Annotated in this window: 25 protein-coding genes; 11 read left to right on the plus strand and 14 right to left on the minus strand. The window is 64.3% G+C overall.

Annotated elements, in window-relative coordinates:
- Both CDV46_RS24030 and CDV46_RS24035 read right to left on the minus strand, forming a co-directional pair.
- A complete protein-coding gene (locus tag CDV46_RS24030; RefSeq protein WP_087687763.1) occupies nt 1–1,317 on the minus strand; it encodes a DUF2252 family protein in 1,317 nt (438 codons plus the stop codon).
- Nucleotides 1,318–1,413: 96 nt separating this feature from the next.
- On the minus strand, nt 1,414–2,268 hold the full coding sequence (locus CDV46_RS24035) for an NAD(P)H-binding protein (protein ID WP_087725441.1): 855 nt from the start codon (nt 2,266–2,268) through the stop codon (nt 1,414–1,416).
- A 137-nt stretch (nt 2,269–2,405) separates the two neighbouring features.
- On the opposite strand from CDV46_RS24035, the gene CDV46_RS24040 reads away from it, so the two are divergent.
- Entirely contained in the window at nt 2,406–3,320 is a 915-nt protein-coding gene (locus CDV46_RS24040; RefSeq protein WP_087725443.1) for a LysR family transcriptional regulator, read from the plus strand.
- Nucleotides 3,321–3,329: 9 nt separating this feature from the next.
- On the opposite strand, the gene CDV46_RS24045 is transcribed toward CDV46_RS24040, so the two are convergent.
- A complete protein-coding gene (locus CDV46_RS24045) occupies nt 3,330–4,238 on the minus strand; it encodes a LysR family transcriptional regulator (RefSeq protein WP_087725445.1) in 909 nt (302 codons plus the stop codon).
- Between the two features lie 109 nt (nt 4,239–4,347).
- Between CDV46_RS24045 and CDV46_RS24050 the strand changes: the two genes are divergently transcribed.
- Nucleotides 4,348–4,869 (plus strand): DMT family transporter, encoded by a 522-nt coding sequence (locus CDV46_RS24050; protein WP_087687988.1) that lies wholly within the window; start codon nt 4,348–4,350, stop codon nt 4,867–4,869.
- A gap of 44 nt (nt 4,870–4,913) precedes the next feature.
- Here the strand turns inward: CDV46_RS24050 and dapA are convergent, their stop codons facing one another.
- Nucleotides 4,914–5,939 carry a 4-hydroxy-tetrahydrodipicolinate synthase gene (gene dapA / locus CDV46_RS24055; protein ID WP_087725447.1) on the minus strand — a complete coding sequence of 342 codons (1,026 nt, stop codon included), beginning with the start codon at nt 5,937–5,939 and terminating at the stop codon, nt 4,914–4,916.
- Between the two features lie 350 nt (nt 5,940–6,289).
- Between dapA and CDV46_RS24060 the strand changes: the two genes are divergently transcribed.
- Nucleotides 6,290–7,099 (plus strand): DUF4142 domain-containing protein, encoded by an 810-nt coding sequence (locus tag CDV46_RS24060; RefSeq protein WP_254916203.1) that lies wholly within the window; start codon nt 6,290–6,292, stop codon nt 7,097–7,099.
- Nucleotides 7,100–7,114: 15 nt separating this feature from the next.
- Here the strand turns inward: CDV46_RS24060 and pdxR are convergent, their stop codons facing one another.
- The gene (gene pdxR, locus CDV46_RS24065) at nt 7,115–8,584 is read right to left on the minus strand and encodes a MocR-like pyridoxine biosynthesis transcription factor PdxR (RefSeq protein WP_087725449.1); all 1,470 of its coding nucleotides are present in this window, start codon (nt 8,582–8,584) and stop codon (nt 7,115–7,117) included.
- 104 nt (nt 8,585–8,688) lie between these two features.
- On the opposite strand from pdxR, the gene CDV46_RS24070 reads away from it, so the two are divergent.
- A complete protein-coding gene (locus CDV46_RS24070; RefSeq protein WP_087725451.1) occupies nt 8,689–9,120 on the plus strand; it encodes a carboxymuconolactone decarboxylase family protein in 432 nt (143 codons plus the stop codon).
- A gap of 10 nt (nt 9,121–9,130) precedes the next feature.
- Here the strand turns inward: CDV46_RS24070 and CDV46_RS24075 are convergent, their stop codons facing one another.
- A complete protein-coding gene (locus CDV46_RS24075; RefSeq protein WP_058378458.1) occupies nt 9,131–9,916 on the minus strand; it encodes an FRG domain-containing protein in 786 nt (261 codons plus the stop codon).
- A 141-nt stretch (nt 9,917–10,057) separates the two neighbouring features.
- The gene (locus CDV46_RS24080) at nt 10,058–10,564 is read right to left on the minus strand and encodes a DUF2938 domain-containing protein (RefSeq protein ID WP_087725453.1); all 507 of its coding nucleotides are present in this window, start codon (nt 10,562–10,564) and stop codon (nt 10,058–10,060) included.
- A gap of 106 nt (nt 10,565–10,670) precedes the next feature.
- On the opposite strand from CDV46_RS24080, the gene CDV46_RS24085 reads away from it, so the two are divergent.
- Nucleotides 10,671–11,138, plus strand: coding sequence for a helix-turn-helix domain-containing protein (locus tag CDV46_RS24085; RefSeq protein WP_087725455.1), 468 nt, complete (start codon nt 10,671–10,673; stop codon nt 11,136–11,138).
- A 20-nt stretch (nt 11,139–11,158) separates the two neighbouring features.
- On the opposite strand, the gene CDV46_RS24090 is transcribed toward CDV46_RS24085, so the two are convergent.
- The 6 genes from CDV46_RS24090 to CDV46_RS24115 form a co-directional block, all read right to left on the minus strand.
- A complete protein-coding gene (locus tag CDV46_RS24090; RefSeq protein ID WP_087725457.1) occupies nt 11,159–12,673 on the minus strand; it encodes an enterochelin esterase domain-containing protein in 1,515 nt (504 codons plus the stop codon).
- 8 nt (nt 12,674–12,681) lie between these two features.
- A complete protein-coding gene (locus tag CDV46_RS24095) occupies nt 12,682–15,153 on the minus strand; it encodes a TonB-dependent receptor (RefSeq protein ID WP_254916204.1) in 2,472 nt (823 codons plus the stop codon).
- Nucleotides 15,154–15,332: 179 nt separating this feature from the next.
- Nucleotides 15,333–16,343, minus strand: a complete 1,011-nt coding sequence (locus tag CDV46_RS24100; protein ID WP_087725458.1) for a FecR domain-containing protein — start codon at nt 16,341–16,343, stop codon at nt 15,333–15,335.
- The gene (locus tag CDV46_RS24105) at nt 16,340–16,849 is read right to left on the minus strand and encodes a sigma-70 family RNA polymerase sigma factor (RefSeq protein ID WP_087725460.1); all 510 of its coding nucleotides are present in this window, start codon (nt 16,847–16,849) and stop codon (nt 16,340–16,342) included. The genes CDV46_RS24100 and CDV46_RS24105 overlap by 4 nt, the downstream gene beginning before the upstream one ends.
- Before the next feature lie 201 nt (nt 16,850–17,050).
- Nucleotides 17,051–17,470 (minus strand): helix-turn-helix domain-containing protein, encoded by a 420-nt coding sequence (locus tag CDV46_RS27585; RefSeq protein ID WP_087687750.1) that lies wholly within the window; start codon nt 17,468–17,470, stop codon nt 17,051–17,053.
- 95 nt (nt 17,471–17,565) lie between these two features.
- On the minus strand, nt 17,566–18,489 hold the full coding sequence (locus tag CDV46_RS24115) for a helix-turn-helix transcriptional regulator (protein ID WP_087725462.1): 924 nt from the start codon (nt 18,487–18,489) through the stop codon (nt 17,566–17,568).
- A 231-nt stretch (nt 18,490–18,720) separates the two neighbouring features.
- Between CDV46_RS24115 and CDV46_RS24120 the strand changes: the two genes are divergently transcribed.
- The 5 genes from CDV46_RS24120 (at nt 18,721) to CDV46_RS24140 (ending at nt 24,583) form a co-directional block, all read left to right on the plus strand.
- Nucleotides 18,721–19,473: a crotonase/enoyl-CoA hydratase family protein gene (locus CDV46_RS24120; RefSeq protein WP_058378464.1), complete on the plus strand. Its 753-nt coding sequence runs from the start codon at nt 18,721–18,723 to the stop codon at nt 19,471–19,473.
- A gap of 55 nt (nt 19,474–19,528) precedes the next feature.
- Complete coding sequence (locus tag CDV46_RS24125; RefSeq protein WP_087725465.1) at nt 19,529–20,455, plus strand: 3-hydroxyacyl-CoA dehydrogenase NAD-binding domain-containing protein; 927 nt, start codon at nt 19,529–19,531, stop codon at nt 20,453–20,455.
- A gap of 93 nt (nt 20,456–20,548) precedes the next feature.
- Complete coding sequence (locus CDV46_RS24130; protein WP_058378466.1) at nt 20,549–21,469, plus strand: 3-keto-5-aminohexanoate cleavage protein; 921 nt, start codon at nt 20,549–20,551, stop codon at nt 21,467–21,469.
- 61 nt (nt 21,470–21,530) lie between these two features.
- Complete coding sequence (locus CDV46_RS24135) at nt 21,531–22,727, plus strand: ABC transporter substrate-binding protein (protein ID WP_087725467.1); 1,197 nt, start codon at nt 21,531–21,533, stop codon at nt 22,725–22,727.
- The gene (locus CDV46_RS24140; RefSeq protein WP_087725470.1) at nt 22,712–24,583 is read left to right on the plus strand and encodes a feruloyl-CoA synthase; all 1,872 of its coding nucleotides are present in this window, start codon (nt 22,712–22,714) and stop codon (nt 24,581–24,583) included. Before CDV46_RS24135 ends, CDV46_RS24140 begins: the two co-directional genes overlap by 16 nt.
- Before the next feature lie 98 nt (nt 24,584–24,681).
- Here CDV46_RS24140 and CDV46_RS24145 read toward each other — a convergent pair whose 3' ends face one another.
- Nucleotides 24,682–25,944: an MFS transporter gene (locus CDV46_RS24145; RefSeq protein ID WP_087725472.1), complete on the minus strand. Its 1,263-nt coding sequence runs from the start codon at nt 25,942–25,944 to the stop codon at nt 24,682–24,684.
- 256 nt (nt 25,945–26,200) lie between these two features.
- On the opposite strand from CDV46_RS24145, the gene CDV46_RS24150 reads away from it, so the two are divergent.
- Nucleotides 26,201–26,878 (plus strand): hypothetical protein, encoded by a 678-nt coding sequence (locus CDV46_RS24150; protein WP_087687744.1) that lies wholly within the window; start codon nt 26,201–26,203, stop codon nt 26,876–26,878.
- Nucleotides 26,879–26,901: the final 23 nt, after the last annotated feature.

Genomic DNA, 26,901 nt, shown 5'->3' on the forward strand with positions numbered 1-26,901 from the left:
TCAGGTCTCGCCTGAAATCACCCGCTTGCAGTGTTCGAGATAGGCGGCTTCGTGCTCGCTCATCAGTTGCACAACGCTGTTCCAAAGCCACACGGGCGCGTCGATCGACTTCGAGCGGTTGCGTTGCAGTTCAGTGAGCCACGAGCGGCAGGTGGCATCGTCCATTTGCCGCGCGTGGGCTTGTCCGACCACGTGCGCGAGGTAGTACGCGATTTCGGCGGCGTCGTTGACGGTGAGCGTTTCGATGCTGAGCTTGAGATCCTGCGGCAGCAACTCGCGAATGATGATCGAGCGATCCATCATGCGCGCCGCGCGCATGCGGTCACCGAGAAACGGCGAGAGATGCTGCGCCCCTTTGACAACCCGCTCGGCGTTGTCGCGCGGCATGCGAACGCCGGGGTAGCGCGGCGCGGCGGCTTTCACGCCTTCCTTCAGATCCATCAGACAGAGGTCGTCGCCTTGCACGACACCGCCGTCCACATCCAGCAGTACCGCATAGCGAAGCCGTCCCAGCGAACTGCACCCCTTGACCCAATACGCGGCGTCGAGCACTTCGACATGCCCGTCGTCTGGGCGCCCGCGTAAATCGGTCGCGAGACGCGCGATGGTTTCCCGCTGAAAGAGCGCGTCGATCTCGTTCTTCTCGGTCTTGCTCAGTGGCCAGAATCGCCGGCCGAGCGGAATCGTCGGACGGATATCCTCGATGCGCTCCAGTGCCAGATGTTTCCACGAGCGCTTGGTTGCCTGCCGCAAGATCAAATCGACCACTTTCGGGCGTTCGTAGTCGTCTTCGGCGGCGGCGTTCTTCGTGCCCTTGGCGGACTTGCTGCTCGCCTTGCCTGCGCGCTTCCCGTTGCGCTTGCGCCCGTTCGAACTCTCGTCATCCGGGGCATCACCGCGTTCGAACGCCGACTCGTAGCCGTGCGTGAGCGCTTCGAGCATATGGATGACGGTAAGGCCGGAGAGGGACGAGCCGCGTGCGGCGCTCGCCAGTGACAACGCCAGCCGCACTAGATCGTGAACCGGGTTGCCGATGACGGTCTGATCGAGATCGCGAATATGGATTTCGACATGACCGCGTGCGTTGGCCAGCGGCCCGAGATTGCCAGTGTGGCAGTCACCGCAGATCCAGATGGCCGGCCCCTGCGGCAAATTGACGTCCGCGTTGCTTAGCCACTCATAAAAACGGATCGTACTGCCACGGACATAAGCGTGAGGCGAGCGCGCCATCTTGCGCGCCCGTTCGCTGGTCAGACGCGCCATTCGCTCGTCCGGCGTGGCCCAACTGTGCTTTTTGCGGTGCTTGCCGTTTGCCATATCGTCAGCTCCCTGAGCGCACACCGCGCGGGCCACGGTGTTGAATCCTGGTCCCGCGCGGCGTTGCAGTGCCCTCAGTGTCAGCGAAATGGCAACTCAGTGGCAAGTCACCAGCGAATTCACCACATCGGCGAGCGTTGTGGTGCCTTGACGCGGCGTGCCTTCAAAACTGAGCCAGCCCGCGTTGAAGCCGTCGAGCATTTGCGTGCGCGGAATCGGGTTGCGCATGCCTTGCGCTTTGAAGCGGGCTTCCCATTCGGCACGCGGCACTTCGCGGGCTTCGATGGGGCGGCCAAGGGCAAGACCCAGCGCGTCGGCCAGTATCGCTGGCGATACCAGCGCGGGGCCAGCCAGCTCGATCACGCGTTTGCCTTCCCACGGCTCGCACAGCAGGTGAGCCGCCGTGCTGCCGACGTCGGCGGTCGCCACCATCGGGATCGCGCGATCCAGCGGCGTGAGATAGCTCTCCAGCACACCGTCAGTGCGGGCGCGCGCGACATCCCACGCGGCGTTCTCCATGAACCATGCCGCGCGCAGGAACGTGATCGGCAGGGGCAGGGCACCGAGGTGTTGCTCCAATGCCGACAACTGGGAGAGCAGGCTGGTTTGCGTGGCTTGCGCGCCCACGGTCGACAGGCAGACGACACGCGCGGGACGCGTCGCTTGCAGCGCCTTCGATACCGCAGTAATGACGGCACGTGACTCGGCAAAGTCGGGCGACGGATCGAAGGTCGGCGGAAGCAGCACAAACACCGCCTCTGCACCGGTAAAGGCCCGGGTGAGCGCGTCGGCGTCCGTCATGTCGGCAAGTGCGACATCGCAACCGCGCGCCTGCCACGCCGCCCCCTTGGCGGCATTGCGCACCACGGCGCGCACTGCCTCGCCTTGGGCCAGCAACGTTTCGGCGAGGGCACCGCCGACTTGTCCGGTAATTCCTGTAATGGCGTACATCTCAAATCCTCTGAAAACTGCGGTCCACACCGCGTTGGACGCCATTGTCGGTACCTGCATAACATTTCGCGATAACATGAGTGTCATTTGATTAATGCCAAAATGGCATGAAATGCGGCAGGCGGAGGCACCACGACATGACAGGATTCGACGAACGCATGCTCAACGGCATGAGCGTTTTCGTAGCGATCGTGGAGGCGGGGAGCTTTGCCGCCGCGGGCGAACGTCTCGATATGTCTCAGCCGGGCGTCAGTCGTGCGGTGGCACGACTCGAAGCGCGGCTGGGCATCCGGTTATTCGACAGAACGACGCGGGTGGTCTCGTTGACGGACGAAGGGCGGCGCTTCTATGCGCAGGTCACGCCGTTGCTGGCAGGGCTGGAGGATGCAGTGGCAACCGCGTCGGGCGGGGCCACTGCCGTGCGCGGGCGATTGCGCGTGAACATCGACCCGTTCTTCTCGCGGTTGATCCTTGGGCCGAGCCTTGAGGCGTTCCTCGCGCAGCACGAAGCGCTTCGCCTTGAACTGATCACGCGCGACAGTCTGGGCGATCTGATCGCCGACGGCTTCGATCTGGCCGTGCGTTTTGGTGTCCCGCCAGACTCGACGCTCGTGGCGCGCAAGCTGCTCGATACGCCCATTCGAACGGTGGCCGCGCCGAGTTACCTGAAACGTTGTGGCCGTCCGCTCAAACCGGAAGACCTGTCGGGCGATGCACACACGTGTATCGAATTCCGTGACCCGCAAACCGGCCGGCCGTATCCGTGGGAATTTCACCGCAAGCGCAAACAGCTGGTGGTTCCGACGCACGGCCGACTCGTCGTCAACGATGCCGGCACGCTGCTGAGTGCATGTCTTGCCGGTTACGGCATTGCACAGGTCATGGGGTTCGGCACCGACGTTTGGCTTGAGAGCGGCGAACTGGTCGACCTGTTTCCCGACTGGCCCGATGAACGGTTTCCGCTGTATGCCTACCATCCGTCGCGTCATCATCCGCCCGCCAAAACACGGGCGTTTCTCGATCTTGTGACCTCGCTGACAGCGCAAGCCTGACCTCAGGGATCAAGCGTTGTCGCCACAAATCGTCGCGATCTGCTCGCGCAGCCAGCGATGCGCGGGGTCGACATCGCGTCGTGTGTGCCAGACCGCCTGAAACGCGAAGGCCGGAATCGGAAACGGTGGCGGGAAGCGTCTCAACTGCCGGTCGTGACGCAGATGTGCGACGGCCCGCTCGGCGACGGTGAGCACGAGATCCGTACCGGCGATCAATTCGGTGGCAACGCTCCAATGCGGCATCGCGACGGCGACGCGGCGAGTCTGCCCTTGCTCGGCGAGTGCCAGATCGATTTCGTTGGCGGTGTCCGGGCGCATCGCTACAAGCACATGAGGCCGTGCCAGCCACGCATCGAGCGTGAGTGCGCCGCGCGCTGGCAGGGTGGCCCGGTCGGCCACGCAGACGAACGATTCGTCGAACAGCGTTTGCGCCAGCAACTCGTCCGGCAGATCGTGAAACACCCCGAGCGCCAGATCGATTTCACCATCGAGCAACTGGGTCACCATCGCCTCGCGACTCGTCTGCGAGACCGCCAGATCGACTCCCGGTGCCTGCTCGCGCAGGCAACGCGTCAACGCCGGGAGTGCTACCCGGGCACCGTAATCCGACAACGCGAGACGGAACGTACGGCGTGCGCGCCGGGCGTCGAATGCGGGGGCGTGCAATAGCCCCTGCAACTGGGCAAGTGCGTCATCGAGTGGCCGTTGCAGTTCCTGCGCGCGGGCAGTCAGCGCCAGAGCACCGTCGCGCCGCACCAGCAGCGGATCGTCGAAGATCACGCGCAACTGCCCGAGCGCATGGCTGACCGCTGGCTGGCTACGGTGCAGCCGAACCGCAGCGCGCGATACGTGGCGCTCCGCGAGCAACGCGTGCAGCGTCAACAACAGGTTGAGGTCGATCCTGCGCAAGTCATCCATTGGCTATCCATATGGCGAATAGTTTGCGTACGAATTTCGAATTTCCATTATTGGAATGGATGATGCACCCTCAAGGCAAGTCATGATTTACGCCAAAGGAGGTCACTTCATGAACGCATCTTTCGCTCCCTCGTTATCGCCTGCGGTCTTGTTGCCGCTGGTCGTCGCCATGCTGGCGGGTGCCGTCGTGCCGTTTCAGGCAGGCAGCAATGCAGCGCTCGGCCGCGCGCTGGGTCATCCGTTGTGGGCCACGGTGGCATCGTTGCTGGTCAGCCTGATCGTCATCCTGCCGGTGTTGATCGGCATGCGTGCCGGCGTGCCCGATCTCGGCAAGGCGGCCGGCGGGCCGTGGTGGCTGTGGATCGGTGGCATCGCCGGGGTGGCTTACATCACGGCAGCACTGATCCTGACACCCCGGCTCGGCGCGGCAAATTTCATCGTCTGTGTGGTGGCAGGGCAGGTGGTCGCGTCGCTCGTCATCGATCACTTCGGACTGATGGGGCTGGCGCAGAAACCTGCCAACCTTGCCCGTATCGCCGGCGTTGGCTTGATCGTCGCCGGCATGCTCGTGGTGCAGTGGGGCACGAGCGCGCCGGTGAAGTCGATGGCCGGGCAGGCCGTCGGCTCGTAAGCCCGCCTGCCGCCGCACACCTGTCCGTGGTCACTCACCCGCCGTCATGCAGCGTTCGCAGCGCCTGCCCCGAACTGCGCATCGACGGCCGCCACGGCATCCACCAACTGCTGTGCCAGTGCGGGCGACGCGCTGGTCATCGGCGCACGCAGTACGTCGGCCAGCAAGCCCTCGCGCGCCAGCCACGCCTTCACCGGGCCGGGATTCGCCTCGGCGAAGAGCAGCCGCACCACCGGCATCAATGCATGAAACAGCACCCGCGCTACATCGAGTTGCTGCGCCTGCACGGCACGATATAGCGCCACGAAATGCGACGGACGGCAATGCGACGACGCGATGATCGCGCCGTGGCCGCCCATCGAGAGGGTCGAGAGCAGTTGGTGATCTTCACCAGCGAGTACCGACAAGCGACCGTCCGCGATCAGGGCCTGCGTCGTGGTGGCATTGCCACCGCAGTCCTTGATGCCGCGAATGTTGTCATGTGCCGCGAGTGTCAGGAGGGTGTCGAGCGTTAGCGTCGAGCCGGTGCGATACGGAATGTCGTAGAGCACGATCGGCGCACGCGAGCGGTCAGCCAGCGCGTGGAACCAGTCGATGAGCCCCGCCTGCGACGGCCGGATGTAATACGGCGCAGGCGCCAGCACACCCGCGAGCGGCAGCGCATTGAAGGCATCCAGCCGTGCCAGCGTGTGGCCCAGGTGATTGCCCGCGAGTCCGGCAATCACGGGCAGGTCGCCCGCCTCGGTCAGCACGGTGTCGAACACGGCGAGTTGCTCCGCGTCGTCAAGCGCAGCCGCTTCGCCGGTCGTGCCGCAGATCACCAGGCCAGCAATCCCCGAGCGGCGATAGTGGGCGACCAACCGGCGCAGCGCGGCGTGGTCGACCGGGGCGTCCGAGGTGTTCGTGCTACCGGGCAGAAAGGGTGTGACGAGCGGCACCCAGATCCCGCGAAACGCCGGCGTTTGGCCGCGTGATGCGAGTTGTGCCGTGGATGGCGAGGCCGGATGTGAAGCCGAATGTGAAGCCGGCGAGGTAGCGGCGTGCGATGTATGTGACGGCGTGTCCTGCATGAATGTCTCCTGACAGTTCCAAAACGACAAACGTGTGATGACCTGTACGGCAAACCGTTCAGCAGGACGACGTGAATCGCGAGACGCGTGGGGAATTACAGGGCAGGCGGGCGGGGTGCGCAAGGGCGCGGGCGGGACTGCCGGGTCCACGTGGCTATTCCGTCGCTCAACTGACGGAACAGCACGCTCCGGTCAGTTGAGCGACTGTTTTTTAGCTTTGACGAACGCGCCCGGCTGCCGCGTGGCGGCAACGCTTACTGCGTTCAAGAGAAGGGCGCTGAAATTCGTCATGCGGTGACTCTATACGCAGCGCGCGTGTGACGTCAAGCGCGTCGTCTTAAAAGATCACCGTGCGCGACGCGTCTCCCGGCAACCAGCGCCGGCACGACCCGGCATTGAAACTTTGTAGCGGCGGGCGGCACCGCATAGAAAAGTTCGATCACGTGATGACGAACGGTGCCGTTGAATACGTAGTCGAACGGGCATCTATCGTCGCCATCCGTTGTCGTCAACCTTGGGAGGACAGAATGCAGACACGACACCTCAACATGTCCGGCGCGTGCCTCGCCGCCGCAACCTTGTTGTTCAGCACATGGACGTTTGCGCAGGAACTACCGAAAGGAGAGCCAGCACAGGGCGGCGGCGATGAGATTGGCGTCGCTGGTGGCGGCGTCGACGTAACACATGCCGCCGCACAAGCCCAACGCACCGCCCAGCCGCCTGCCGGTCTTGACGCCGAGTTTGTCGACAAGGCGCAGCAAGCAGGCAAGGCCGAAGTGCAGGCCAGTCAGGTCGCGGTGCAGCGCTCCACTAACCCCGCCGTCAAACGTTTCGCGCAGCAGATGGTCTCCGACCATAGCAAGGCGAATGAAGCGCTGCGGCAACTCGCCGCGAAGAAGGGCGTGAGCGTTCCCAACGACACCGCCGTCAATCCCGACATCGAGGCGCTCAAGCAGAAGAAGGGACACGCGTTCGATGTGGCCTACATGGCGCTTGCGGGGCCGGATGCGCACGAGCAGGCCGTCCAGCTTTTTTCGCTCGAAGCGGATAAGGGACAGGACTCAGACTTGCGCGGATTCGCACGTCAGACGTTGCCTACAATTCGTCACCATCTCAGCGAAGCCCGCGAAGTTTCCGCAAAAGTCGAAATGGGGAAATAAGGCGATGTCGCTGCGTCAGACACCCCGGGTGGCCGCCAGCAACTGCCCGCACAGCTGCATCGCGACATCGCGGCCGGTGATGTTGGTGAAGCCGAGGAGCAGACCCGAGCGCGTCGGAAGACGGGCGCGTGAGGTCCCTGATACCGCACTCATCTGCCAATTGCTGACAGCCTGTACCGCGAGTCCGTGTTGCTGTGCGGCGGCCACCAGCGCCTTGTCATTGCGCCCGCGTGGCAGGCTGGCCAAGGCATGGATGCCGCCCGCTTGCGGCGCAACGCCGAGCGTGTCGTCAAACACGTGCGACAGCGCGTCGACGAGAAAGCCGCGCCGCTCGCCGTAGAGCGCACGCATCTTTCGCAAGTGCCGGGCGAAGTGGCCTTGTGCCATGAAGTCGGCGACAGTGGCCTGCAACAGAATCGAGCCCGGGCCGGGCAGGTGCCTCGCCGCATCGCGAAACCGGTCGATTTGCGATGCAGGCACAACCAGATACGCCAGCCGAAGCCCCGGGAACAACACCTTGCTGAAGGTGCCTGTGTAGAGCACACGGTCGTCGCGGTCCAGACTCTTGAGTGCGGGCAGGGGGCGGCCGTGGTAGCGAAACTCGCTGTCGTAGTCGTCTTCCACGATCCACGCGTCGCGCTGGCTGGCCCACTCCAGCAGTTGGAGCCGACGCGGCAGCGACAGCGTGACGCCCGTCGGACTCTGATGCGTGGGCGTGACCACGGCAAAGCGCGCGTTGCCCGCGTGCTTGAGGCCTGCGGCCACGTCGAGACCTTCCTCATCGACCGGTACTGGCGCCAGACGCATACCGGCGCGTTCGAGAAAATGCCGCGCGAATAAATAACCGGGGTCTTCATACCAGCCGGTATCGCCGGGGCTCAGCAGCGTGCGGCAGACCATTTCGAGCGTGCCAAGGTGTCCTGCGGTGACAAAGACCTGCTCATGTGTGCAGGCAATGCCACGCGAGATGCCCAGATAGGTGGCAATGGCGCGGCGCAACGGATCGTAGCCGGTGATATCCGGGTAGATCAGTGCGGCGGTATCCATGACCCGCGCATTGCGGGCTGCCAGTCGTGACCACGTCTTGCGCGGAAAGGCATCGAGCGCGGGCAAGCCCAACTGGAACGGGCGGGGTGTCGCGACCGCCGGTGCGTTCCGTGACGCGGTGTTGGCAGCAGTGGCGGGCGGCGGTGGCGCGGTGGCTGGCCCGGGCTCGCCAAGGCTTTCAAGGCGGGGCGAGATGAAAGTGCCTGCGGCGCCGCGCGCGGTGAAATAGCCTTCACTGGTGAGCATCTGATAGGCCAGCTCGACGGTGCCCCGCGCCAGATTCAGTTCGCTGGCGAGGCTGCGCACGGAAGGCACGCGCTCACCCGGACGCAGCTTGCCAGCCGCAATCACGTCGAGATAGCGCCGGTAGAGTTGCAGATAAATCGGGGCGTCCTGCTCCCGGCTCGGCGTCAGCTCAGTCAGCTCATGCAGTTCCATGTGCGATGTCCTAGTCGATCAGTCAATTCTTGTATCTGTTCGATGGGACATGATTTTCCTAAAGTATGGGTACCGCGACAAGCAAATTCCACTTGGAGTCAGTCATGAGCACCCTTCGTTTGCCGTATTACACCCTGTCCGCCGAAGCCTATCAGGGGTTCGCCGCCACCAAGAAAGCGCTGGCGAAAAGCACGCTGGGCAAGCCGCTGGTCGAATTGGTCTACCTGCGCGTTTCGCAGATCAACGGCTGCGCGTTCTGTCTGGAGATGCATTCGAAGGCGCTGCGCTCGGACGGCATGGCCGATGCCAAGATCGACAGTCTGGCCGGCTGGCGTGTGAGTTCGCATTTCGACGCGCGCGAGCGTGCCGCGCTGGCGTGGACCGAATCGCTGGTGGATGTGGCGCATACCCATGCGCCGGATGAAGATTTCACGCCGCTCAAGGCACATTTCAGCGATGCCGAAATCGCCGATCTGAGCTTCGCCGTTGCGCTGATGAGCGCGTTCAACCGTCTGGCGATCGGTATGCGCCAGTAAGTGAGGCGGCTTACCCCAGCGTCTGCGTCGGCCAGACCATCTCGATCTCGATGGCGATGGAGCGGGCCAGTCCGTCGAGATCGGGGAATAGCGAGGCGTTGGTGACGTTCATGCGGTACAGCCACTTCATCGCTTCGGCCCGTAGCGCAACGGGCAGCACGATCTTGCGCAGCAACGGCTCTTCGCTCTCGTAACCATCGAGAATGCGATGCAGCGGGCGGTCGATCACGCCGGGCACGACGAACGTGCCCGATTGCGCGATCAGCCGTCCATCCATCTCTTCGGGCTCGCCGAACCACACCACCTCGTTGTCGTTACTGAGGAAGTACTTCTCCATATTCCCCTTCACGCGCGGGTCGATCGTGTCGCGGGTGAGCCACGGGGCATGACGCGGCCGGGCGCTGTCGTCATAGAGCGCGGGCGTGTTCAGGGCGAAGATGGCCGCGTCGCTGGTGGCGCGTTCCAGTGCAAAGAAGGCCGCCACGAACGGCGATTTGGTGAAGTCGAGCATGCGTGTCGGCGCACCGTGGTGCTGCATCAGGCCGAGGCAACGCAGGTCGTCGTGCAGCATCTCCGGCAGCTTGACGTGGTTGAGCGCCTTGCGGCGGAAGATGCGAATCGCCCGGGCTTCGCGGCTGCGCCATTGCTCCTTGTCGGAGACATAGGCGTGCAAATAGCGCGACAGCGAGCTTTGCGGATGCCAGCGGGCGTCCTGCTGGCCGCGAAAGGCCCACCCTTCGAAGCGGGAGGACAACTCCATGAAATCCTTCCAGCTCGAAATGACGGTGGTTTCCATGGCGGACGCAATCCTTGTAGTGGCTTTCTTATTGGGGTGAAGCGCCATGCCCCCGGCAAGCGGGACATAGCGTCGGCCACTATAGTACGGCGCGTGTGACAGCTCAAGCGCGTCGCCTTATTTCGATGCGGCGCTCTCCCATCAGTTGCCCGCCACGACCGAAACGATTTGCGCCCCAAGATACAGCCCGACGCCAAATACGCCGTGGGTCATCAGGCTGCGCAAACGTGCCTGCGCAGGGGCGGGTGTCTTCGATGCGGCCACGCCAGCGCCGAAGGCGGGTTGCATGACGAAGAACGGCACGGCGACGGTAGCGATGCCGAAAGCCAGTGCGGGCAAGATTGTCGGCGCCTGAAGCCAGCCCGGCCCGGTCAGCGCAACGAGGCACACGCCAAAGCCCGCGCCGATGGCGTAATGCGCGAACCAGCCTAGCGCGCGTTCCCCGGCAACCGGTGTAGCCCGCCCGATACCCGCGTGCGCGAATCGCCCTGCGGGCATGTGCCCCAGCCAGCGCCCAACCATGGCGTAATCCAGCGATGCCATGCCAAACAGGCGACGCAGCAGCCATGCCCAAAAGTCCACCGCCACGGTGGCGAGCACGCCCATCGCTGCGGCTTGGACGGCCAGCGCAAGCCAAGTTGAAGTCATGTTTGAAATCTCTCTCTCGTAGGCGTTGAGACGGCGGCAACCTGCGCGCCGTGATTGAGGCACTATACGAACTCAAGTCAACTTGAGGTCAAGCGGAGTGACTGACATGACACTGGACATTGGGGAAGTGGTCGAGCGTGCGGGCGTGCCGCCGTCGACCTTGCGGTACTACGAAGAGAAGGGATTGATCGCCGCGACGGGCCGTCACGGCTTGCGCCGTCAGTACGACGACTCGGTACTTCAGACGCTGGCGCTGATCGCACTGGGCCGCACGGCGGGATTCTCGCTGGACGAGATTTCAGGCATGTTGATGCCCAAGGGAAAGGCGAGCATCGACCGGATACGGCTGCAAGAGAAAGCCGAAGAGATCGACCGCAAGATCCGGCAACTGAGTGCGTTGCGCGACGGCTTGCGTCACGCCGCGCAATGCCCGGCGACCGAGCATCTGGCGTGCCCGCAGTTCCGGCGGTTGATGAAACTGGCAGGCACGCGGCGCGTGGCACATGAGCCGCAGGTACTGCCACGCGCCAAGCCCCGCGTTTCCTCCCGGGCGACAAGCACCAAGGGCGATTGATCGCCCCGGTGCTTGCATCCTTATTGCATCGGGCAGACCGCCGAGAGACTCCCCGGTGCTTCCGGCGCGGCATGCAATGCCGTTTGCGTGGCCGGTGTGCCGATGAGCGCCATCAACCCGCAGGCCAGCGACCCCCGCCAGTGGAAATAGTCGTGGCCCGTGGGCGTCGAGGCATACATCACGCGATAGCCCTTGGCGCGCAACACGTCGCGCATGTGCCGGCCTGAAGTGCCGATGCCGGTCGGTCCGCGCCGGTCTTCGAATTGCCCCGACTCCAGATAGAACGTCACCGGCAGCTTCGGCCCATTCGCATACTGACGAATCAGCCAGCCCGTCTCGCGCGTGGCCGCATCGCCCTGCGACGGCGCCCACCAGTACGAACCCGACTGCGACAACACGTTGCCGAACCACCGCGGTGCCTGTGACGCCGCCCACGCCGATGCGAGGCCGCCGTAGCTCGATCCGGCCACCACCGTGCGCGCTGCGAGGGCCGACACGCCTTGCGCTTTCGCCCACGGCATTAACTCATCGGCGAGAAAGCGGGCAAACGCCGGGTTGGGTGGCAGTTCCTTGCCGCGCGTGTTGCCATCGATGACGCCGACAATCAGTGCGGCCGTACGCGGAATCCGGCCTTCGGCAATCAGGTTGTCCAGAATCACCGGCGTGGGCACGGTGTTCACATAGGCGTGCGCATCGAAGACGACGAGCAGGCCTTGCGCCTCATCTCCGGCGCGATAGCCTGCCGGCCGATAGACGTAGACGTCACGCGTGTTGCCGAGTGCTGCGCTGGTGAAGCGTGTCGCCTGCACCGTGCCGGCCGGCACGTTGTCACGCCGTGCGATCCACGGTTGCGGCGGCGCGCCGGGCAGGGTGACCGACGACTTGGCGTTGCGCTTGCCGTCAAAGCTCTCGACTTCGAACGGATGACGATTAAGCGGATCGACCTGCAAGGTCTTCAGGATGGCGCGACGGCGTTCCATGGCCGTGCCCTCGATGTCCGGCACGTCGGGCGCGAGCTGATACGAGAGGCGTGTGCTGGCGGGCACGACGTAGCTGCGATACCAGACATCGCTGTTGCCGAGTTGACGCATGTCGTCGTAATCACCCGACGGCGCGCCGAGAATGCGCACGCTGCGCGGGCGGCCGCGCCAGAGGAACGTGACCAGCGATGTGTTCTCGGTCTCGCGGCCGAGCAGCGAGGCGGGTTCGTCGCCGGTGACTGCACCGGCAGGCACGGTCTCGATCAGTGGCGTTTCCTTGATGCTCACGTCCTGCCAGAAGGCATCCGTATTGGCGCCGGAGCCGCCGGAACATAGCGTCGCATTCAGTGCCAGCAGACGCGGGCTCACAAGGCCCAGACGGTATTTCGGCGCTGCCGGATCACCGGCGCAGGCACCTTGCGGCGAGGCTGGTGCCACGTTCACTGGTGCCGCGAGCGCCGCATGGACGGCGAGCGAGAGGAAGAGTGCGGCAGCGGCGCTGGCGGCCAGCGCAGCACGAGGTGTCTGAGGTGTCGAAGGTGTCGGATGAGTCATGTCGAACCTCAGAAGTCGATGCTGGTCGAGAGCTTGACCGTGCGGGGGGCGTTCTGAATCACGTAACCGTCGTTGAACGTGCCCGACCACGCGATGCGGTTGGTCACGTTTTCAACGGCAGCACGGAACACGACGGCCTTGCCGTACACGCGGGTGGCATAGCGCGCGCCGATGTCATAGCGCGTAAAGCCACCGATGCGCTGTGTGTTCGACGAGTTCACGTATTGGGCGCTGGTCGTGATCATGCGGCCCGAGACCGTTACGCCGGGCACCCACGGCAGGTCCCATTCGGTGCCCAGGTTTGCGGTCCACTTGGGCACGCCGTACGGGGTGTTGCCGTTGTAGAGATTGCCGGCCGTCTTGGTCAGCTCGCCACGGGTGTACGCCACGCCGCCCAGCACACGCCAGTGCGGCGTGAATTCTCCGAACAGATTCCATTCCACGCCCCGGTTGCGTTGTTCGCCGTCCGGGTTGTAGGTGTTGGTCGCCACGTCCTTGATCATGCTCGGCTTGGTGATCTGGAAGAACGACAGCGTGTTCGAGAAGCTGCCGGCATCCCACTTCACGCCGACTTCCGCCTGCTTGCTGCGGTACGGCGCAAAGATTTCACCGTAGTTGGCGGCGCTCACGTCGGTGACCATGCCGCCTTGCGTGAGACCTTCGATGTAATTGGCGTAGAGCGACACATTCGGCCCGAATGGCTTGAGCACAACACCGAACGCCGGGGTGATGGCGTTCTCGTCATAGCTCGACGTCTGCTTGCCGGTAGCGGCCGCAAACGCCTGCGCCCGCACGCGCTGACTGCGCACCCCGGCGATCAAGGTGACGCGGTCTTGCCAGAACGACATCGTGTCGGCCAGCCCGAAGCTCGACAGCGTGGTGGTCGACGTCTTGGGCGCACTGCCCGGGTCTTTGGCCAGCGCCGGATTGACTGGCGCGTAGATGTTCGAGTTGTAGTTGGCGCTCGTGGTGAAGACGTTGCCGCTCGTGATATCGAGCGAGGTCGCCGAGAGTGTCAGTTCGTGCTTGACCGGCCCGGTGCGGAACTTGGTCCGCACACCGGCATCGAGCGAGAGCGTGTCGGTCCAGCCGCGTTGGAAATACGTGGCGCCGGTGTAGCTGCCGTCAGGTTTGATCGGGCCCGTGCGCGTGCCGGTAATGAACCCGGAGTAGCGGTAGCTGAGCGCACCCACGCCGGCGTAAGCCGTAATGGCGTCAGTTACGTCCACTTCGCCGCGCAGTTGCACACCGGTGCTTTCGATATCGCCGAACTCGCCGCGCAGCACGTTGGTGCCGGCCGCGGGCGGGGCAACGACTTTGGTCGCGAACGTTGCCATCCATGGGCTGCCGCCCCTGAATTTCTCGGTGTCGGTGTAGACATCGAGGCCGAAACGCGCGCGGTCGGTTTTCAGGTCAAGGGCCAGCGAGCCGAACTGGCGTTGCTTGTTCTGGCCGTCGAGCGTGGTGCGTCCGTCGCGCAGCGAGCCGTTGAAGCGGATGCCGAACTCCTCGTTGTTGCCGAAGCGGCGCCCGACGTCGGCCTGCACGCCGAACTGCGAGTCGGACAGGTAGTCGGCCGTGATGCGCGCCAGCGGCGCACTCTCGGCTTTCTTCGTCACCACGTTGATGGCGCCGCCCACAGCGCCCGACGGCGACATGCCGTTAAGCAGCGCGTTTGGGCCCTTGAGCACTTCCATGCGTTCGATGAATTCGACCGGCAGGTGGCCGTAAGGCGACACGCCATACATGCCATTGAGCGAGACTTCGTCGGCCGTCAGCGGAAAGCCGCGAATGCTGAAGTTCTCGTACATGTGGCCGCTCGACGTGGTGAAACGCACCGAGGGGTCGTTATCGAGCACATCGGCGAGCGTGGTCGCCTGCTGGTCCTGAATCGTCTTCGCGGTGTAAGACGTGATGCTGAACGGCACGTCCATGTAGTCCTTGTTGCCGAGCAGGCCGAGGCGGCCGCCACGCGCGACCTGACCGCCGTCATAGGCTTCCGGGAGTCCGACCGCCTGCGCCACGACATGAGTGGTCGGCAGCAGCACGCCGCCTTCGGCACCGGGCGTCGCGGCGGCGTTGTCTTGCGCAGCGGCGCGCAGCGTGTACACGCCGTTGCTGCCGCGCATCGCCTGCAACTGATGCGGCGCGAGCAGTTGATGCAGCGCGTCGTTCAGCGTGTAGTCGCCGTTGATGCCCGGGCTTTGCCGTCCTTGCGTGAGTGAGGCGTCCACGGCCAGTTCGATGCCGGCTGCGTTGGCGAAGCGGTTCAGCACCGCGTCGAGCGTGCCGGGGGCGACTTGCCAAGCGCGTCGCACCTCGGAGGCGGCTTGAGCCGACGGCGCCGCGGCGGGGGCGGCGTTTGCGTGTGAGGCAGCACCGGCGGCGGCAAAAGCGATGAGCAGAGCAATCGCCGGACGCAGAGCGGCGGCAGAGGCGGTAGGGCGCAAGGGAACGGCTTCGGAAATCAACATCGGCATGCCTGTTGGTTCGGATCAAGGGATACCGGCGGCGGTTGCGGTGACACGAAGTCACACGTTGGCGCCGGTGCATGCTTGGTATTCCGAACGAGATCGGCAAACCCGCAATCGAAAATGCAAAAAAGTTGAAATATTTTTGAGAGGCGGCGCTCCCGCTGCTGCACCGGCTCCTGCACCCACTACTTCGCCTTGACGGTCACCCAGTAGCGGGTGCGATACACCGTTTCGACCGGCAGGCCGACAGCCAGACTGGCCAGCGCGCGGTCGGTGTCGGCCAGCGAGAACACGCCGCTCACGCGCAGGTCGGCGACGGCGGCGTCGCAGCGCAGCACACCATGCCGGTAGCGGGCAAGCGTGTCGACGAGATCGCCAAGGCGAATGCGCTCGACGATGAGCTGGGTGCGCGTCCATGCGGCTGCATCGGCGTTGGCGGCTTCGGGCGGGTCGATCGCATCGGCCGAGAACCGTGCAAGCTGTCCGGCATCGAGTCGCTGCGTGCGACCGGTCTCGGCGGTACGCACGAGCACGATGCCGTCATAGACGGCGACCTGCGTGCGCTCGCCTTCGTCGCGTACCGAGAAGCGGGTGCCGATGTCGCGGATTTCGCCTTGGCGCGTCGCGACGATCAGTGGCACCTGCGAAGCGCCGGAGGCGGTTTCGATGCAGATTTGTCCGCGTCGCAACGTAATACGCCGTTCGCCGGGCGTCATGCGAACGTCGACCGCCGATGCAGTGTCGAGCCACAAACGCGTGCCGTCGGCGAGCATGAGGCTGCGAACTTCTCCAACCCCGGTGGCGTAATCGGCGGCGGCGTATTCCCAGACGGAAGACCGCTGGAGCGCATAACCGGCGCCCGCGAGCGTGAGGAAACCGCCGAACACGCGCAGTGCCCGACGGCGTCCGGCGGGTGAGACGCGCGGCGTGGGGCGGGCGGTCAACGTGTCGAACGCGACGCGTGACGGCACCGTATCAAACTTGCGGCCAATGGCGCCGAGCCGTTGCCAGGCGCGCTCGTGGTCGGGATGCGCGGCACGCCAGCGGTCGCACGCGGCAACATCGTCGGCGCTTGCCGAACCGGACCAGAGCCGCGCCAGCCAGACACTGGCCCGTTCAATCACTTCGGGGGAGAGCGGTGTCTGAGGTGCTTGCTGCGAGGCGGATGCTGGAGAAGCCGGGCGGCCTGCGCTCATGTGTCACTCCCGTATTGCACGGCATAGCATTCGCGCAGGGCGTGTGCGATGTACTTCTCCACGGAGGAAACGGAGACCTGCAACCGTTCGGCAATCTCGCGGTATTCGAGCCCTTCGAGCTTGCACAGCAAAAAGGCACTGCGCGCCTTGGTCGGCAGGCGGTGGAGCAGGGTGTCGATTTCAATGAGGGCTTCGAGCACGAGCGCACGGGTCTCGGGCGAGGGCGCCACTGGCTCCGGCAGGGCGGCCAGCGTTTCCAGATAAGCCGCTTCGATATCGCGACGGCGAAACAGGTCGATCACCAGACAGTTGGCGATGCGGGCGAGATAGCGGCGGGAGTCTTCGGGTTGCGGCGCGCGTCCGCTCGAGAGCACGCGCAGATAGGTGTCATGCGCCAGATCGGCCGCGTCGAGCGTACTGCCCAGTTTCTTGCGTAACCAACCACGCAGCCAGCCGTGATGATCGCTATAGAGCGCACTCACCTCGCGCTGAAAATGACTTTCCATGATTCCCCGTGTTCGCATGGCGCGAATGCCTCGGACGACGCCTTAGCGTGCTCGGGACAGACCGCTTGCGCGGCCAGCCAACGGCGGGATTGCGCTTCTCTGCGAATGATAATGATTCTTATTTATTCTAATCGGGAATGACGGGGCGACGCAATAGGCGTGACAGGCGATACGGGTGAGGCGGGCGCGGCGCGTGGGACATTACGGCGCGATCAGGCCAAGCCCGATGGCGCGGGCGACGGCGGCGCGGCGATTGGTGGCGCCGAGCTTCTTGACCGCATTGGTGAGATGAAAGGTCGCCGTGCGCTCGGAAATGGCGAGAATGCGCGAGGTCTCCCAAGCGGTCTTGCCCGCAGCGGCCCATTGCAGACATTCGGTTTCGCGGGGCGTGAGGTGGATCGCGGGCGGTGCACTGGCGCTGGAGCCGATCATGTCCTGAAGGCGAACCAGCGTGAGGAGAGCGAGTTGTGCGAGTGCAAGGGCGGGCGCGTCAGCGCTATGGGGTGCCTCGGCGACGCCGGACGTTTCACGCGCCAACGCCGCGATGGCTTTGTCGATGGCGGTGTCGAGCAGGCGGTATTGGGGTTGTTGGCGAAGCGTCTTGCGAAGGCCGTCGGTCATGGCGTCTCACGAATCAGAGAGTGTCGATACCCTCTATTCGGCGTGCCGGGAGAAAAGCGGAAGAATTTTCGCGATGAATGTTTCGTTTCTGCGCGTCACGCCGCCCGCGCCGGTGCCAACTGCTGCGTGAGCGTTGCGAGCACGTCGTCTTGCGAGAGGTCTGACGTATCCACCGTGACATCGGCCAGCCGGTACAGGGCCTCACGGGCGTCGAGCATGCGGTGGATATGGTCGAGCGCTTCTTTGCGCAGGGCTTCGGTGGCAATACGGGCGTCGTTCTGCTGCATCACGCGCTGGAAGTGCACTTCGGGACGGGCCTTCATCCATACCGTTCTGAATGTTCGCAGCACCCGCTCGTATGTAGCCGCTTCGGAGACGATGCCGCCGCCGGTGGCGAGCACCACATGCTCGTGCCCGGCAATGATTCGCTCGATGCACTGGCGCTCGATGCGGCGCATGGCCGCCTGACCGTACAGCGTGATGACTTCGCCGATGGCGATGCCCGCTTCGCGCTCCACTTCTTTATCCAGTTCGATGAACGGTGCCCCAATGGACGCTGCCAGTCGAGGCCCGAGTGTGGATTTGCCCGCGCCGCGCAAGCCGATCAGCGCGATACGGTGGCCGCGTGCGGGCACGCCGACAGCGCCGGGCGTCACAATCTGGCGTCGCAGGCGGGACAGTGCCTCGGGTGATTGCTGGCGAAGATACTCAACCAGCATCAACAGATCGCCGTCGTAGGCCATGCGCTCGGCGACCAGCGTTTCGACGGCGACGTTCAAGGCGTCGGCCAGCTTGTGCAGCACGGTCAGCGACACATTGCCCGTGCCGGCTTCCACGCGCGCGAGATAGGGCAGCGAGACGCCCGATTGCGCCGCGAGTTGTTTGCGCGTCATGCCGCGCTGGGCGCGCAACGTGCGCACCCGCTGCGCCAACGAAGCCAGCCGCGACGTGACGGTGGCGTCGACAGCGGCGTCACTGGCATCAACAGTTTCGGCAGCGTCGGACAGGCGTTTGACCATGGCGAGAAAAGGGGGCGATAGCCCCTCTGGGAATTTTCGATAAATATACTATGAGATATCACGCTGGCGATGCGTGATGTTGCCAACAGGCGTGCATACGTTGCCTGAAAATGCATTAAATTGCCTAATATGCGAAATTATCCCTGTTAACCCTGAATTGCATTGCACAAGTCGCGCAAGATGAAAAATATCTTATAAGATACTTTTCACGATTTGGAGCTGATGCAAAACATGACCTATCCCCACCTGCGAGTGCGCGTCGACGACGCCATCGCGTATGTCGAACTCGACCGCGCCGCCAAGCGCAACGCCTTGTGCAATGCCGCCATCGATTCGCTGGAAGCGGCCTTTCGCGATTTCGACGACAGCGTGCGTGCCGTTGTGCTGACGGGCGCCGGCGAACACTTCTGTGCCGGGCTCGATCTGGCGGAGAACAGCACCCGCGATCCGCTTGACGTACTGCGCGTCTCCCAGCGCTGGCACAAGGTCTTTCACGACATGCAGTTCGGTGGCCGTCCGATCGTCGCGGTGCTGCAAGGCGCGGTGATCGGCGGCGGCCTCGAACTTGCGCTGGCCGCCCATGTGCGTGTCATCGAGCGCAGCGCATTTTTCCAATTGCCTGAAGGCAAGCGCGGCATCTTCGTCGGCGGCGGCGCGTCGGTACGCGTCGCGCGTATTCTTGGTCCTGACCGGATGACGGAGATGATGCTGACCGGCCGCCGCTACGACGCCGTGGACGGCGAACGGCTTGGTCTCGGCCACTATCTGGTCGATGCGGGAGCAGGACTCGCGCTCGCATCGCAACTCGCCCGCGAGACGGCGGCCAACAGCCCGCTGTCGAACTGGGCGACGATTCACGCACTCTCGCGCATTCACGACATGTCGATGGCCGACGGCTTGTTCACCGAGTCGGTCACCAGTGCGCTGATGCTTGCCACGCCGGAAGCGCGCGAGCGGATGGAACGATTCCTCGGCGGCGCATGACGCTGACGCCTGCCGAGCCGCCCAAACCCGGGCGGCATGCCTTCAGGAGACGAATGTGAAATACGACAGCATTGAACAGGTCGCCGTCATCGGCACCGGTGTGATCGGTGCGAGCTGGGCGGCTTACTTTCTCGCACGCGGCCTGCGCGTGTCGGCTTGGGACCCGGCGCCCGGCGCGCGTGAGCGGCTTCGCGAGACCGTCGACGCGCATTGGCCGACGCTGGTTCGCATCGGCCTCGTCGCCGACGCGTCACGCGACGCCCTGACGTTTCACGACACCCTCGAAGAGGCGTTGCAAGGCGCGGACTTCGTGCAGGAGAGCGGCCCGGAGCGCGAAGACCTGAAACAGGATCTCTTCCGCCGCATGGACGCGGCGTTGCCGCCGTCGGTGGTGATCGCATCGAGTTCGTCGGGCTTGCTGATGAGTCGCGTGCAGTCGGTGTGTCAGCACCCCGGGCGCGTGGTGCTGGGCCATCCGTTCAATCCGCCGCATCTGATTCCGCTGGTCGAGGTCATTGGCGGCGAGCAATCGTCGGCCGAGGCTATCGCAACGGCGATGGAGTTCTATCTCGCGATCGGCAAGCGTCCGATCCATGTGCGCAAAGAGGTCAAGGGCCACATTGCGAATCGCTTGCAGGCGGCGCTCTGGCGCGAGGCGATTCATCTGGTCGATACCGGCGTGGCGTCGGTGGCCGACATCGATGACGCCATCGCCTACGGCCCGGGGCTGCGCTGGGCAGCGTTCGGTCCGTTCCTGAACTTGCATCTCTCGGGCGGCGCAGGCGGCATCGGTCATCTGCTGGAACATCTCGGGCCGCCGATCGAATCATGGTGGGCTGATCTGGGCGAGCCAACGCTGACCGACGAGCTCAAGGCCCGCATCGTTGCTGGTGTCGACGCCGAACTGGCCGGACGCGGCAACGCGCGCATCGAAGCGCAACGCGACGCGGTCATTCTCGGCATTCTCGCCAGCAAGCCATAAGTCGCAAGTCGAACGTCGTCGGTCAAAAAAAGATAAGCCATAAGCCGGGCTGCCTCGCGAAGCCGTCGCGCCCGTACACCTCAGGAGACAGGCATGAGCAAACCGAAGGTCATCGTCACCATCGCGCCCACGGGCGGCATGGCGTACAAATCGCAGAACCCCCATCTGCCCACGCAGCCCGACGAGATCGCGCGCGATGTCTACGACTGCTACAACGCCGGTGCCAGCGTCGTGGCGATTCATGCGCGGCGTCCGGGCGACGACGGCGCTACCTGCGACCCGGCGATCTATCGCGACATCAACCGCCGCATTCGCGACAAGTGCGACATCGTCATCAACAACTCCACCGGCGGTGGCGTGCACGGCGACATGATCGGCCAGCGCGACAGCGGCTACTGGGAAATCCTCTGGGAAGAGCGCCTCAAGGGCATGGATGCCGGCGCCGAGATGTGCACGCTCGACGCCACCACGATCATCGCGAGCTTCGGCGGCAAAGAGCTGCTGATGCATACCTCGCCCGAGCGCTCGAAGCATCTCGCCATCGAGATGAAGAAGCGCGGCATCAAACCCGAGTGGGAAGTCTTCAGCCCGACGCACATCGTGCAGGATCTGGCCACGCTCACGGCGGCCGGCTTCGACGACGAGCCGTTCTTCGTGAATCTGGTGCTGGGCGTGCATCGCGGTTTCCAGAACGCCATGCCGTACACGCCGCGCGTGTTGCAGTCGATGGTCGATCTGTTGCCCAAGGGCAGCATCTTCTGCGTGAGCGGTATCGGTCCGGCGCAACTGCCGTCGGCGATGAATTCGCTGCTGCTCGGCGGCCATGTCCGTGTGGGACTGGAAGACAACCTGTACTACGAGCAAGGCGTGGTCGCGACCAACCAGCAACTGACCGAGCGCGTCGTGCGTCTCGTTCGCGAGATGGGCTATGAACCGGCGACCCCGGCCGAAGCCCGCGAAATCATGGGCCTGCCGCGCAATCGCGAAGTGTTGCCGGAGTTTGCCGTGCGTTGATGTTTCGTCGCGCGTCGCACGCTGTACGGCCCCAAAAATACAAGACAAGGAGACATGTCACATGGCGGCAAACAGGTTCACACGCAGTTATTCGTTTTCGTCGGCGTTTTCGTTGGCGTTCTCGCTGAGCGCACTGTCGCTATGCGTCGCCGCGTTGGCTGCGCCGACGCTGGCGCATGCACAACCGGCCGCCGTCACCATCGGTGTGACGTTGTCGACGACGGGGCCGGGCGCATCGCTGGGCATTCCCGAGAAGCAGGCCATCAGCATGTTGCCGCAGACATTGGGCGGTGTGCCGGCGCGCTATATCGTGCTCGACGACGCCACCGATCCGACCATGGCGACGAAGAACGCGCGCCGTCTGGCGACCGAAGACAAGGCTGACGCGATCATCGGCTCGTCCACGACACCGGCGTGTCTGGCGGTGGCGGCCGTGGCGCTCGACACGCGCACGCCGCAGTTGGGGCTGTGTCCGTTCGTGCCGAGTGCGGCGCAGATGCGCTACGTCTTTTCGCTGCCGCAGTCGGTGGCCGTGATGGCCGATGCCGTGCTCGACGACATGAAGGCACACAAGGTCAAGACGCTCGGCTTCATCGGCTTCTCCGATTCGTATGGCGAAGCGTGGCTGAAGGACATTCAGGCACGGGCGGCGGCCCGCCAGATTCAGGTGGCGCCGGTTGAGCGTTATGGCCGCAACGACCAGTCGGTCACGGCGCAGGTGCTCAAGCTGCAAGCGGCCAACGTCGATGCCGTGATCATCGCCGCGAGCGGCACGCCCGGCGCGTTGCCGATGAGCACACTGCGCGAGCGCGGCTACAAGGGACGGATCTATCAGACGCACGGCGTCGCCAATAACGACTTCCTGCGCGTGGCGGGCAAAAGTGCCGAAGGCGTGATCCTGCCGGTGGGCAATATCCTTGTCGCCGAACAACTGCCCGGCAATCACCCGGGCAAGGCCGTGGCGACCGATTTCGCCAAGCGCTACGAAGCGCAATACGGGGCCGGGTCGCGCAACCTGTTTGCGGGCTACGCATACGACGCTTATCTGGTGCTCGATCACGCGGTGGCCGTGGCGGCCAAGCAGGCGCAACCGGGCACGCAGGCGTTTCGCGATGCACTGGTGACGGCCATCGAACAGACGCGCGGGCTGGCGGCCACGCACGGCATGATCAACATCAACGCACAGGACCACTCGGCGTACGGCCAAGACGGTCGCGTGCTGGTTACGGTCAGGGGCGGCAAGTGGACGATCGACTGAACGTACAGCAGCGCCGTCTCGCCGCGCCGGACATCGAGCGCGACATGCGGGCGGACGGCAGCTTCGTGATCCGCTCACGCGCCACGCTGGGCGAATTCTCGCGCAGCCCGGCCGACTGGCTCGTGCAATGGGCCGGGCGCACGCCAGACGCGACGTTCGTGGCGGAGCGATGGTTCGGCGGCGCTGATGCCGCGCGTGGGTTGTGGCGGCGGGTGACGTACGGCGAAGCCCTCACGGCGGCACGGGGTATCGGTCAGGCGCTGCTCGATCTCGACGTGCCCCGCGACCGGCCGGTGGTGATCCTGTCGGACAACAGCGTGAACCATGCCCTGCTGGTGCTGGGCGCGATGATGGCGGGGCGCCAGACTGCCATTGTGTCGTCGGCGTACTCGCGCATCGCCCGCGACATGAGCAAGTTGCACGGTATTCTGGCGCGGCTCGACCCGGCATTGATCTATGTCGAAGATGGCGAGACGTACGCCCGTGCGCTCGACGGCGCACCGGTGCGCTGCCCGGTGGTCGCCACTCACAATGCGCGCCCGGGGTGGCTGCGCTTCGACGATCTGTCGTCGACGCACGCCACTGCCGCACTCGACGCCGCCTTCGCGCAAGTGACGCCCGACGACACCGCCAAGTTGTTGCTGACGTCGGGCTCGACCGGCAAGCCGAAGATCGTTGTCAACACGCACCGCATGCTCGCGGCGAATCAACAGATGATTGCGCAGTGCTGGCAGTTCATCGACAACGCCGCACCGGTGGTGGTCGACTGGTTGCCGTGGAGTCACACGTTCGGTGCGAATCACAACTTTCATATGGCGCTGCGCAATGGCGGGGCGTTCTATGTGGACGATGGCCGCCCTGTGCCAGAGTTGATCGGCCGTTCGGTGGAGAGTCTGCGCGACGTATCGCCGACGCTGCACTTCAACGTGCCCAAGGGGTTTGAGGCGCTCGCGCCGTATCTGGAAAGCGACGACGATTTCGCCGCGCTCTTTTTCGATCGCCTGCAAGTGTTGTTTTACGCGGCGGCGAGCCTGCCGCCTGCGGTGTGGCAGCGTTTCGAGCGGCTGGCGGCACGGCATTGCCGCGAAGGCAGCGCGTTGCCGTTCTTCACCTCGGCGTGGGGCGCGACAGAAACCGCACCGCTCATCACCAGCGTGCATTTCCCGATTCCGGGGGCGGGAAACATCGGTGTCCCGGCACCGGGCAATGAACTCAAGTTCGTGCCTAATGGCGACAAGCTGGAAATGCGCGTGCGCGGCCCGTCGGTGTTTCGCCGCTATGCAGGCGACGAACAAGCCACCGCCGCCGCGTTCGACGACGAGGGCTTCTATCGCACAGGGGATGCCGGGCGTTTGAGCGACCCGGGCAATCCAAACGCGGGCGTGATCTTCGATGGCCGCGTGTCGGAAGACTTCAAGCTGACGAGCGGGACATGGGTGTCAGTGGGCGCATTACGGTTGCGCGCCGTGACCGCACTCGCGCCGTTTGCCTCGGACGTCGTGATCACCGGTCACGACCGCGACGAAATCGGTTTGCTGATTTTCCCGTCCCCCGCGCTGCGCAAGACGGCAGGCGATACGACGGCGCAGCACACAGGCAAGTCGCTGGCGTCGCACGAAGCGGTGCGCGCGCTGGTACAGCAGGCGCTTGCGGGACTCGCCGAGGACGCCGGCACGTCGCAACGTGCCGCACGCGCCGCCATTCTTTCGTCGCCGCCGTCGCTGGAGCAAGGGGAGATTACCGACAAGGGCTACGTCAATCAGCGCGCGGTGCTGAATCTGCGTGCCGAGGATGTGACACGGCTGTATTCCGATTGCACATCGGTGATCCATCTGCCGGTGCCACTATCGGTGTGAAGCAAGGTTGGGGGAAGCGGGGCAGAAGCGGCAGCGCGCCGGCGGCAATCTGAGCCGTCGGCGCGCGAAGTCGCTTGAAGTTGAATAGACGAAACTTGTCAGGCCAAGGCTTCGCCGTGACTTTCCGGCAGGAAGAAGTAGACGATGATGGCCGCGAGCAGGAAGAACCCGGCCGTTGCGCCGAGGGCCGCACTCACGTTTTCACCCCGTGACAGCAGACCGACGGCAGCCGGCGCCAGCGCACTGGCCGCGCGCCCGGTGTTGTAGATGAAGCCCTGCGCCGTGGCACGCACTTGCGTCGGAAACATCTCCGCAAAGGTCGGTGCAAAGCCGCTGTAGAACCCCGTTCCGAAGAACGCCACGACCGGGCCGAAGGCGAGCAGCAGGATCGGTTCGCGAATCGCCACGTACAGCGGCACCGTCACCGCCGACACCAGGAAGAAAAGCAGAAACGACTTGCGGCAACCGATGCGGTCGGCGATGTAGCCGAAGCACACAAAGCCCGCCGCCGCCCCGATCTGCATGATCACGATCCACGTGGTCGAGCGCATCAGGTCGAAGCCCGGGCCGCCCTGATCGATCGGCGTCGACAGATACGCCGGAATCCACGTGAACAAGCCCCAGTAGCCGCACATGGCAGCCGCCGTGAAGGCGAGTCCGACGAACGTGCTGCGTGCATAGGGGCCGAACAACATGCTGAGCGTCTGACCGAGCGTGAGACGCACGCGCTGTTCGCGCCAGATCGCGGGCTCTTCCACATGGCGGCGCACCCAGAACGCGAGCACCGTCGGCAACAGACCGAAGGCAAACACCCAGCGCCAGCCGAAGTGCGGCAGGATCACCGCCGCGACGATGGCCGCCACCGCATACCCGACGGCAAACGCGCTCTGCACCCACGCCATGACTTTGGCGCGATGCTCGGCAGGCCACGTTTCGGTAATGAGCGCTGCGCCGGCCGACCATTCGCCGCCAATCCCCAATCCCAGCAGAAAGCGGAACACGAGCAATTGCGTGACCGAATCGGCGAAGCCGCACAACGCGGTGCCGATGGAGTAGCAGAGGATCGAGAGAATCATCGAGCGCGTGCGGCCGATACGGTCGGCGAGAAAGCCGAAGAACAGGCCGCCGAACGCTGTTGCCAGAAGCGTGAGCGAGGCAATCATGCCCGCGACGCCCTTGTCGAAATGCAGATCGACGCTGATGTAGCGAATCACCATCGCGAAAAGCATCAGATCCATGATGTCGAGCATCCAGCCGATATAGGCCGAACCGAATGCCCGCCATTGCGCCGGGCTAGCGCCGCGATACCACGCCCGGCCCGCTGCGCCCGCCGGTTTCAGGGCGGTCGTACCAGTGTCCATTCTTGTCTCCTTCATGAAACTCATCCTAATGTCATGTCTCGTGTATCGACTATCGATACGCATGGACATGATTTCGTTTGAATGGTAGCAGGTCGCTTCGAAGCGGTGTCTCGTGGTAAACCATAAATAGTGCTTTGCGTATCGATAGTCGATACTAAATGCGAAGATTGTTCCGGTAGTGGGGCAGTCAGGGTTCAGAAGGATTCAGCGCCACGCGGACGGGTTGTCTTGCGGGCAGGTCTTAGGAGATTGAGAAGTGAAGCCGTTTCAATTGCGTTTGTATGAAGATGTCATTGCGCCGAACCATCCCCCGGTGTATCTGCCGGCGGCCCGTCGGGCGATTTACGTCGTGCGTGGCGATGTGGCGATCGAGTTCGACACGGGCGCGCAGCATCACGTGGCGGAAACCGCGTGGCTGGGTGAGGACGATGTCGCGCTGATCGCGGGTGGCGAGGGTGTGACGTTGTGGCGTTGGGAGTTGATGTCGGGCGACGCGCCGACACCGGGAGAAATCGCTTCGGCACCGGGCGCGTCGTCGACGCTCAAGCTCGATGCGCCGATCGAGCTGGACCCGCGCCAACGCTGGCTCATGCGCTGTGACAAGGTACAATTCCCCCCCGGCGGCGTGGCACATACGCACGTGCATCAGGGCCCCGGTGTGCGATGCACGCTCGAAGGCGAGATCACGATCGAGACGCTCGGTGCGTCGCACACGCACAAGGCGGGCGAGGCTTGGCTGGAACTTGGCCATGCACCGGTGCTGGCACCGACGACCGAAGCGCGCGATACGACGTTCATCCGCTGCTTCATCCTGCCGCGCGCGTGCCGCAATCGCAGTTCGATCCGGTACGTGCGCCCCGAAGACGCGAACAAGAACAAGCCGCAGCGCTATCACGTGTTCGGCGAGCGTTTCATCTCGCTCGACGCGCAATAGCCGCTACGCGACAGTGACAAAGG

The sequence above is a fragment of the Pandoraea sp. PE-S2T-3 genome, from assembly GCF_002179965.1.
Lineage (GTDB): Bacteria > Pseudomonadota > Gammaproteobacteria > Burkholderiales > Burkholderiaceae > Pandoraea.

Coding starts and splice junctions, on each gene's coding strand:
- CDV46_RS24035 (WP_087725441.1), bottom strand. CDS start 2,268: ATGTACGCCATTACAGGAATTACCGGACAAGTCGGCGGTGCCCTCGCC.
- pdxR (WP_087725449.1), bottom strand. CDS start 8,584: ATGGAACTGCATGAGCTGACTGAGCTGACGCCGAGCCGGGAGCAGGAC.
- CDV46_RS24030 (WP_087687763.1), bottom strand. CDS start 1,317: ATGGCAAACGGCAAGCACCGCAAAAAGCACAGTTGGGCCACGCCGGAC.
- CDV46_RS24075 (WP_058378458.1), bottom strand. CDS start 9,916: ATGGAAACCACCGTCATTTCGAGCTGGAAGGATTTCATGGAGTTGTCC.
- CDV46_RS24105 (WP_087725460.1), bottom strand. CDS start 16,849: ATGGAAAGTCATTTTCAGCGCGAGGTGAGTGCGCTCTATAGCGATCAT.
- CDV46_RS24085 (WP_087725455.1), top strand. CDS start 10,671: ATGACACTGGACATTGGGGAAGTGGTCGAGCGTGCGGGCGTGCCGCCG.
- CDV46_RS24100 (WP_087725458.1), bottom strand. CDS start 16,343: ATGAGCGCAGGCCGCCCGGCTTCTCCAGCATCCGCCTCGCAGCAAGCA.
- CDV46_RS27585 (WP_087687750.1), bottom strand. CDS start 17,470: ATGACCGACGGCCTTCGCAAGACGCTTCGCCAACAACCCCAATACCGC.
- CDV46_RS24050 (WP_087687988.1), top strand. CDS start 4,348: ATGAACGCATCTTTCGCTCCCTCGTTATCGCCTGCGGTCTTGTTGCCG.
- CDV46_RS24120 (WP_058378464.1), top strand. CDS start 18,721: ATGACCTATCCCCACCTGCGAGTGCGCGTCGACGACGCCATCGCGTAT.
- CDV46_RS24040 (WP_087725443.1), top strand. CDS start 2,406: ATGACAGGATTCGACGAACGCATGCTCAACGGCATGAGCGTTTTCGTA.
- CDV46_RS24080 (WP_087725453.1), bottom strand. CDS start 10,564: ATGACTTCAACTTGGCTTGCGCTGGCCGTCCAAGCCGCAGCGATGGGC.
- CDV46_RS24135 (WP_087725467.1), top strand. CDS start 21,531: ATGGCGGCAAACAGGTTCACACGCAGTTATTCGTTTTCGTCGGCGTTT.
- CDV46_RS24090 (WP_087725457.1), bottom strand. CDS start 12,673: ATGACTCATCCGACACCTTCGACACCTCAGACACCTCGTGCTGCGCTG.
- CDV46_RS24130 (WP_058378466.1), top strand. CDS start 20,549: ATGAGCAAACCGAAGGTCATCGTCACCATCGCGCCCACGGGCGGCATG.
- CDV46_RS24145 (WP_087725472.1), bottom strand. CDS start 25,944: ATGGACACTGGTACGACCGCCCTGAAACCGGCGGGCGCAGCGGGCCGG.
- CDV46_RS24115 (WP_087725462.1), bottom strand. CDS start 18,489: ATGGTCAAACGCCTGTCCGACGCTGCCGAAACTGTTGATGCCAGTGAC.
- CDV46_RS24045 (WP_087725445.1), bottom strand. CDS start 4,238: ATGGATGACTTGCGCAGGATCGACCTCAACCTGTTGTTGACGCTGCAC.
- CDV46_RS24095 (WP_254916204.1), bottom strand. CDS start 15,153: ATGCCGATGTTGATTTCCGAAGCCGTTCCCTTGCGCCCTACCGCCTCT.
- dapA (WP_087725447.1), bottom strand. CDS start 5,939: ATGCAGGACACGCCGTCACATACATCGCACGCCGCTACCTCGCCGGCT.
- CDV46_RS24070 (WP_087725451.1), top strand. CDS start 8,689: ATGAGCACCCTTCGTTTGCCGTATTACACCCTGTCCGCCGAAGCCTAT.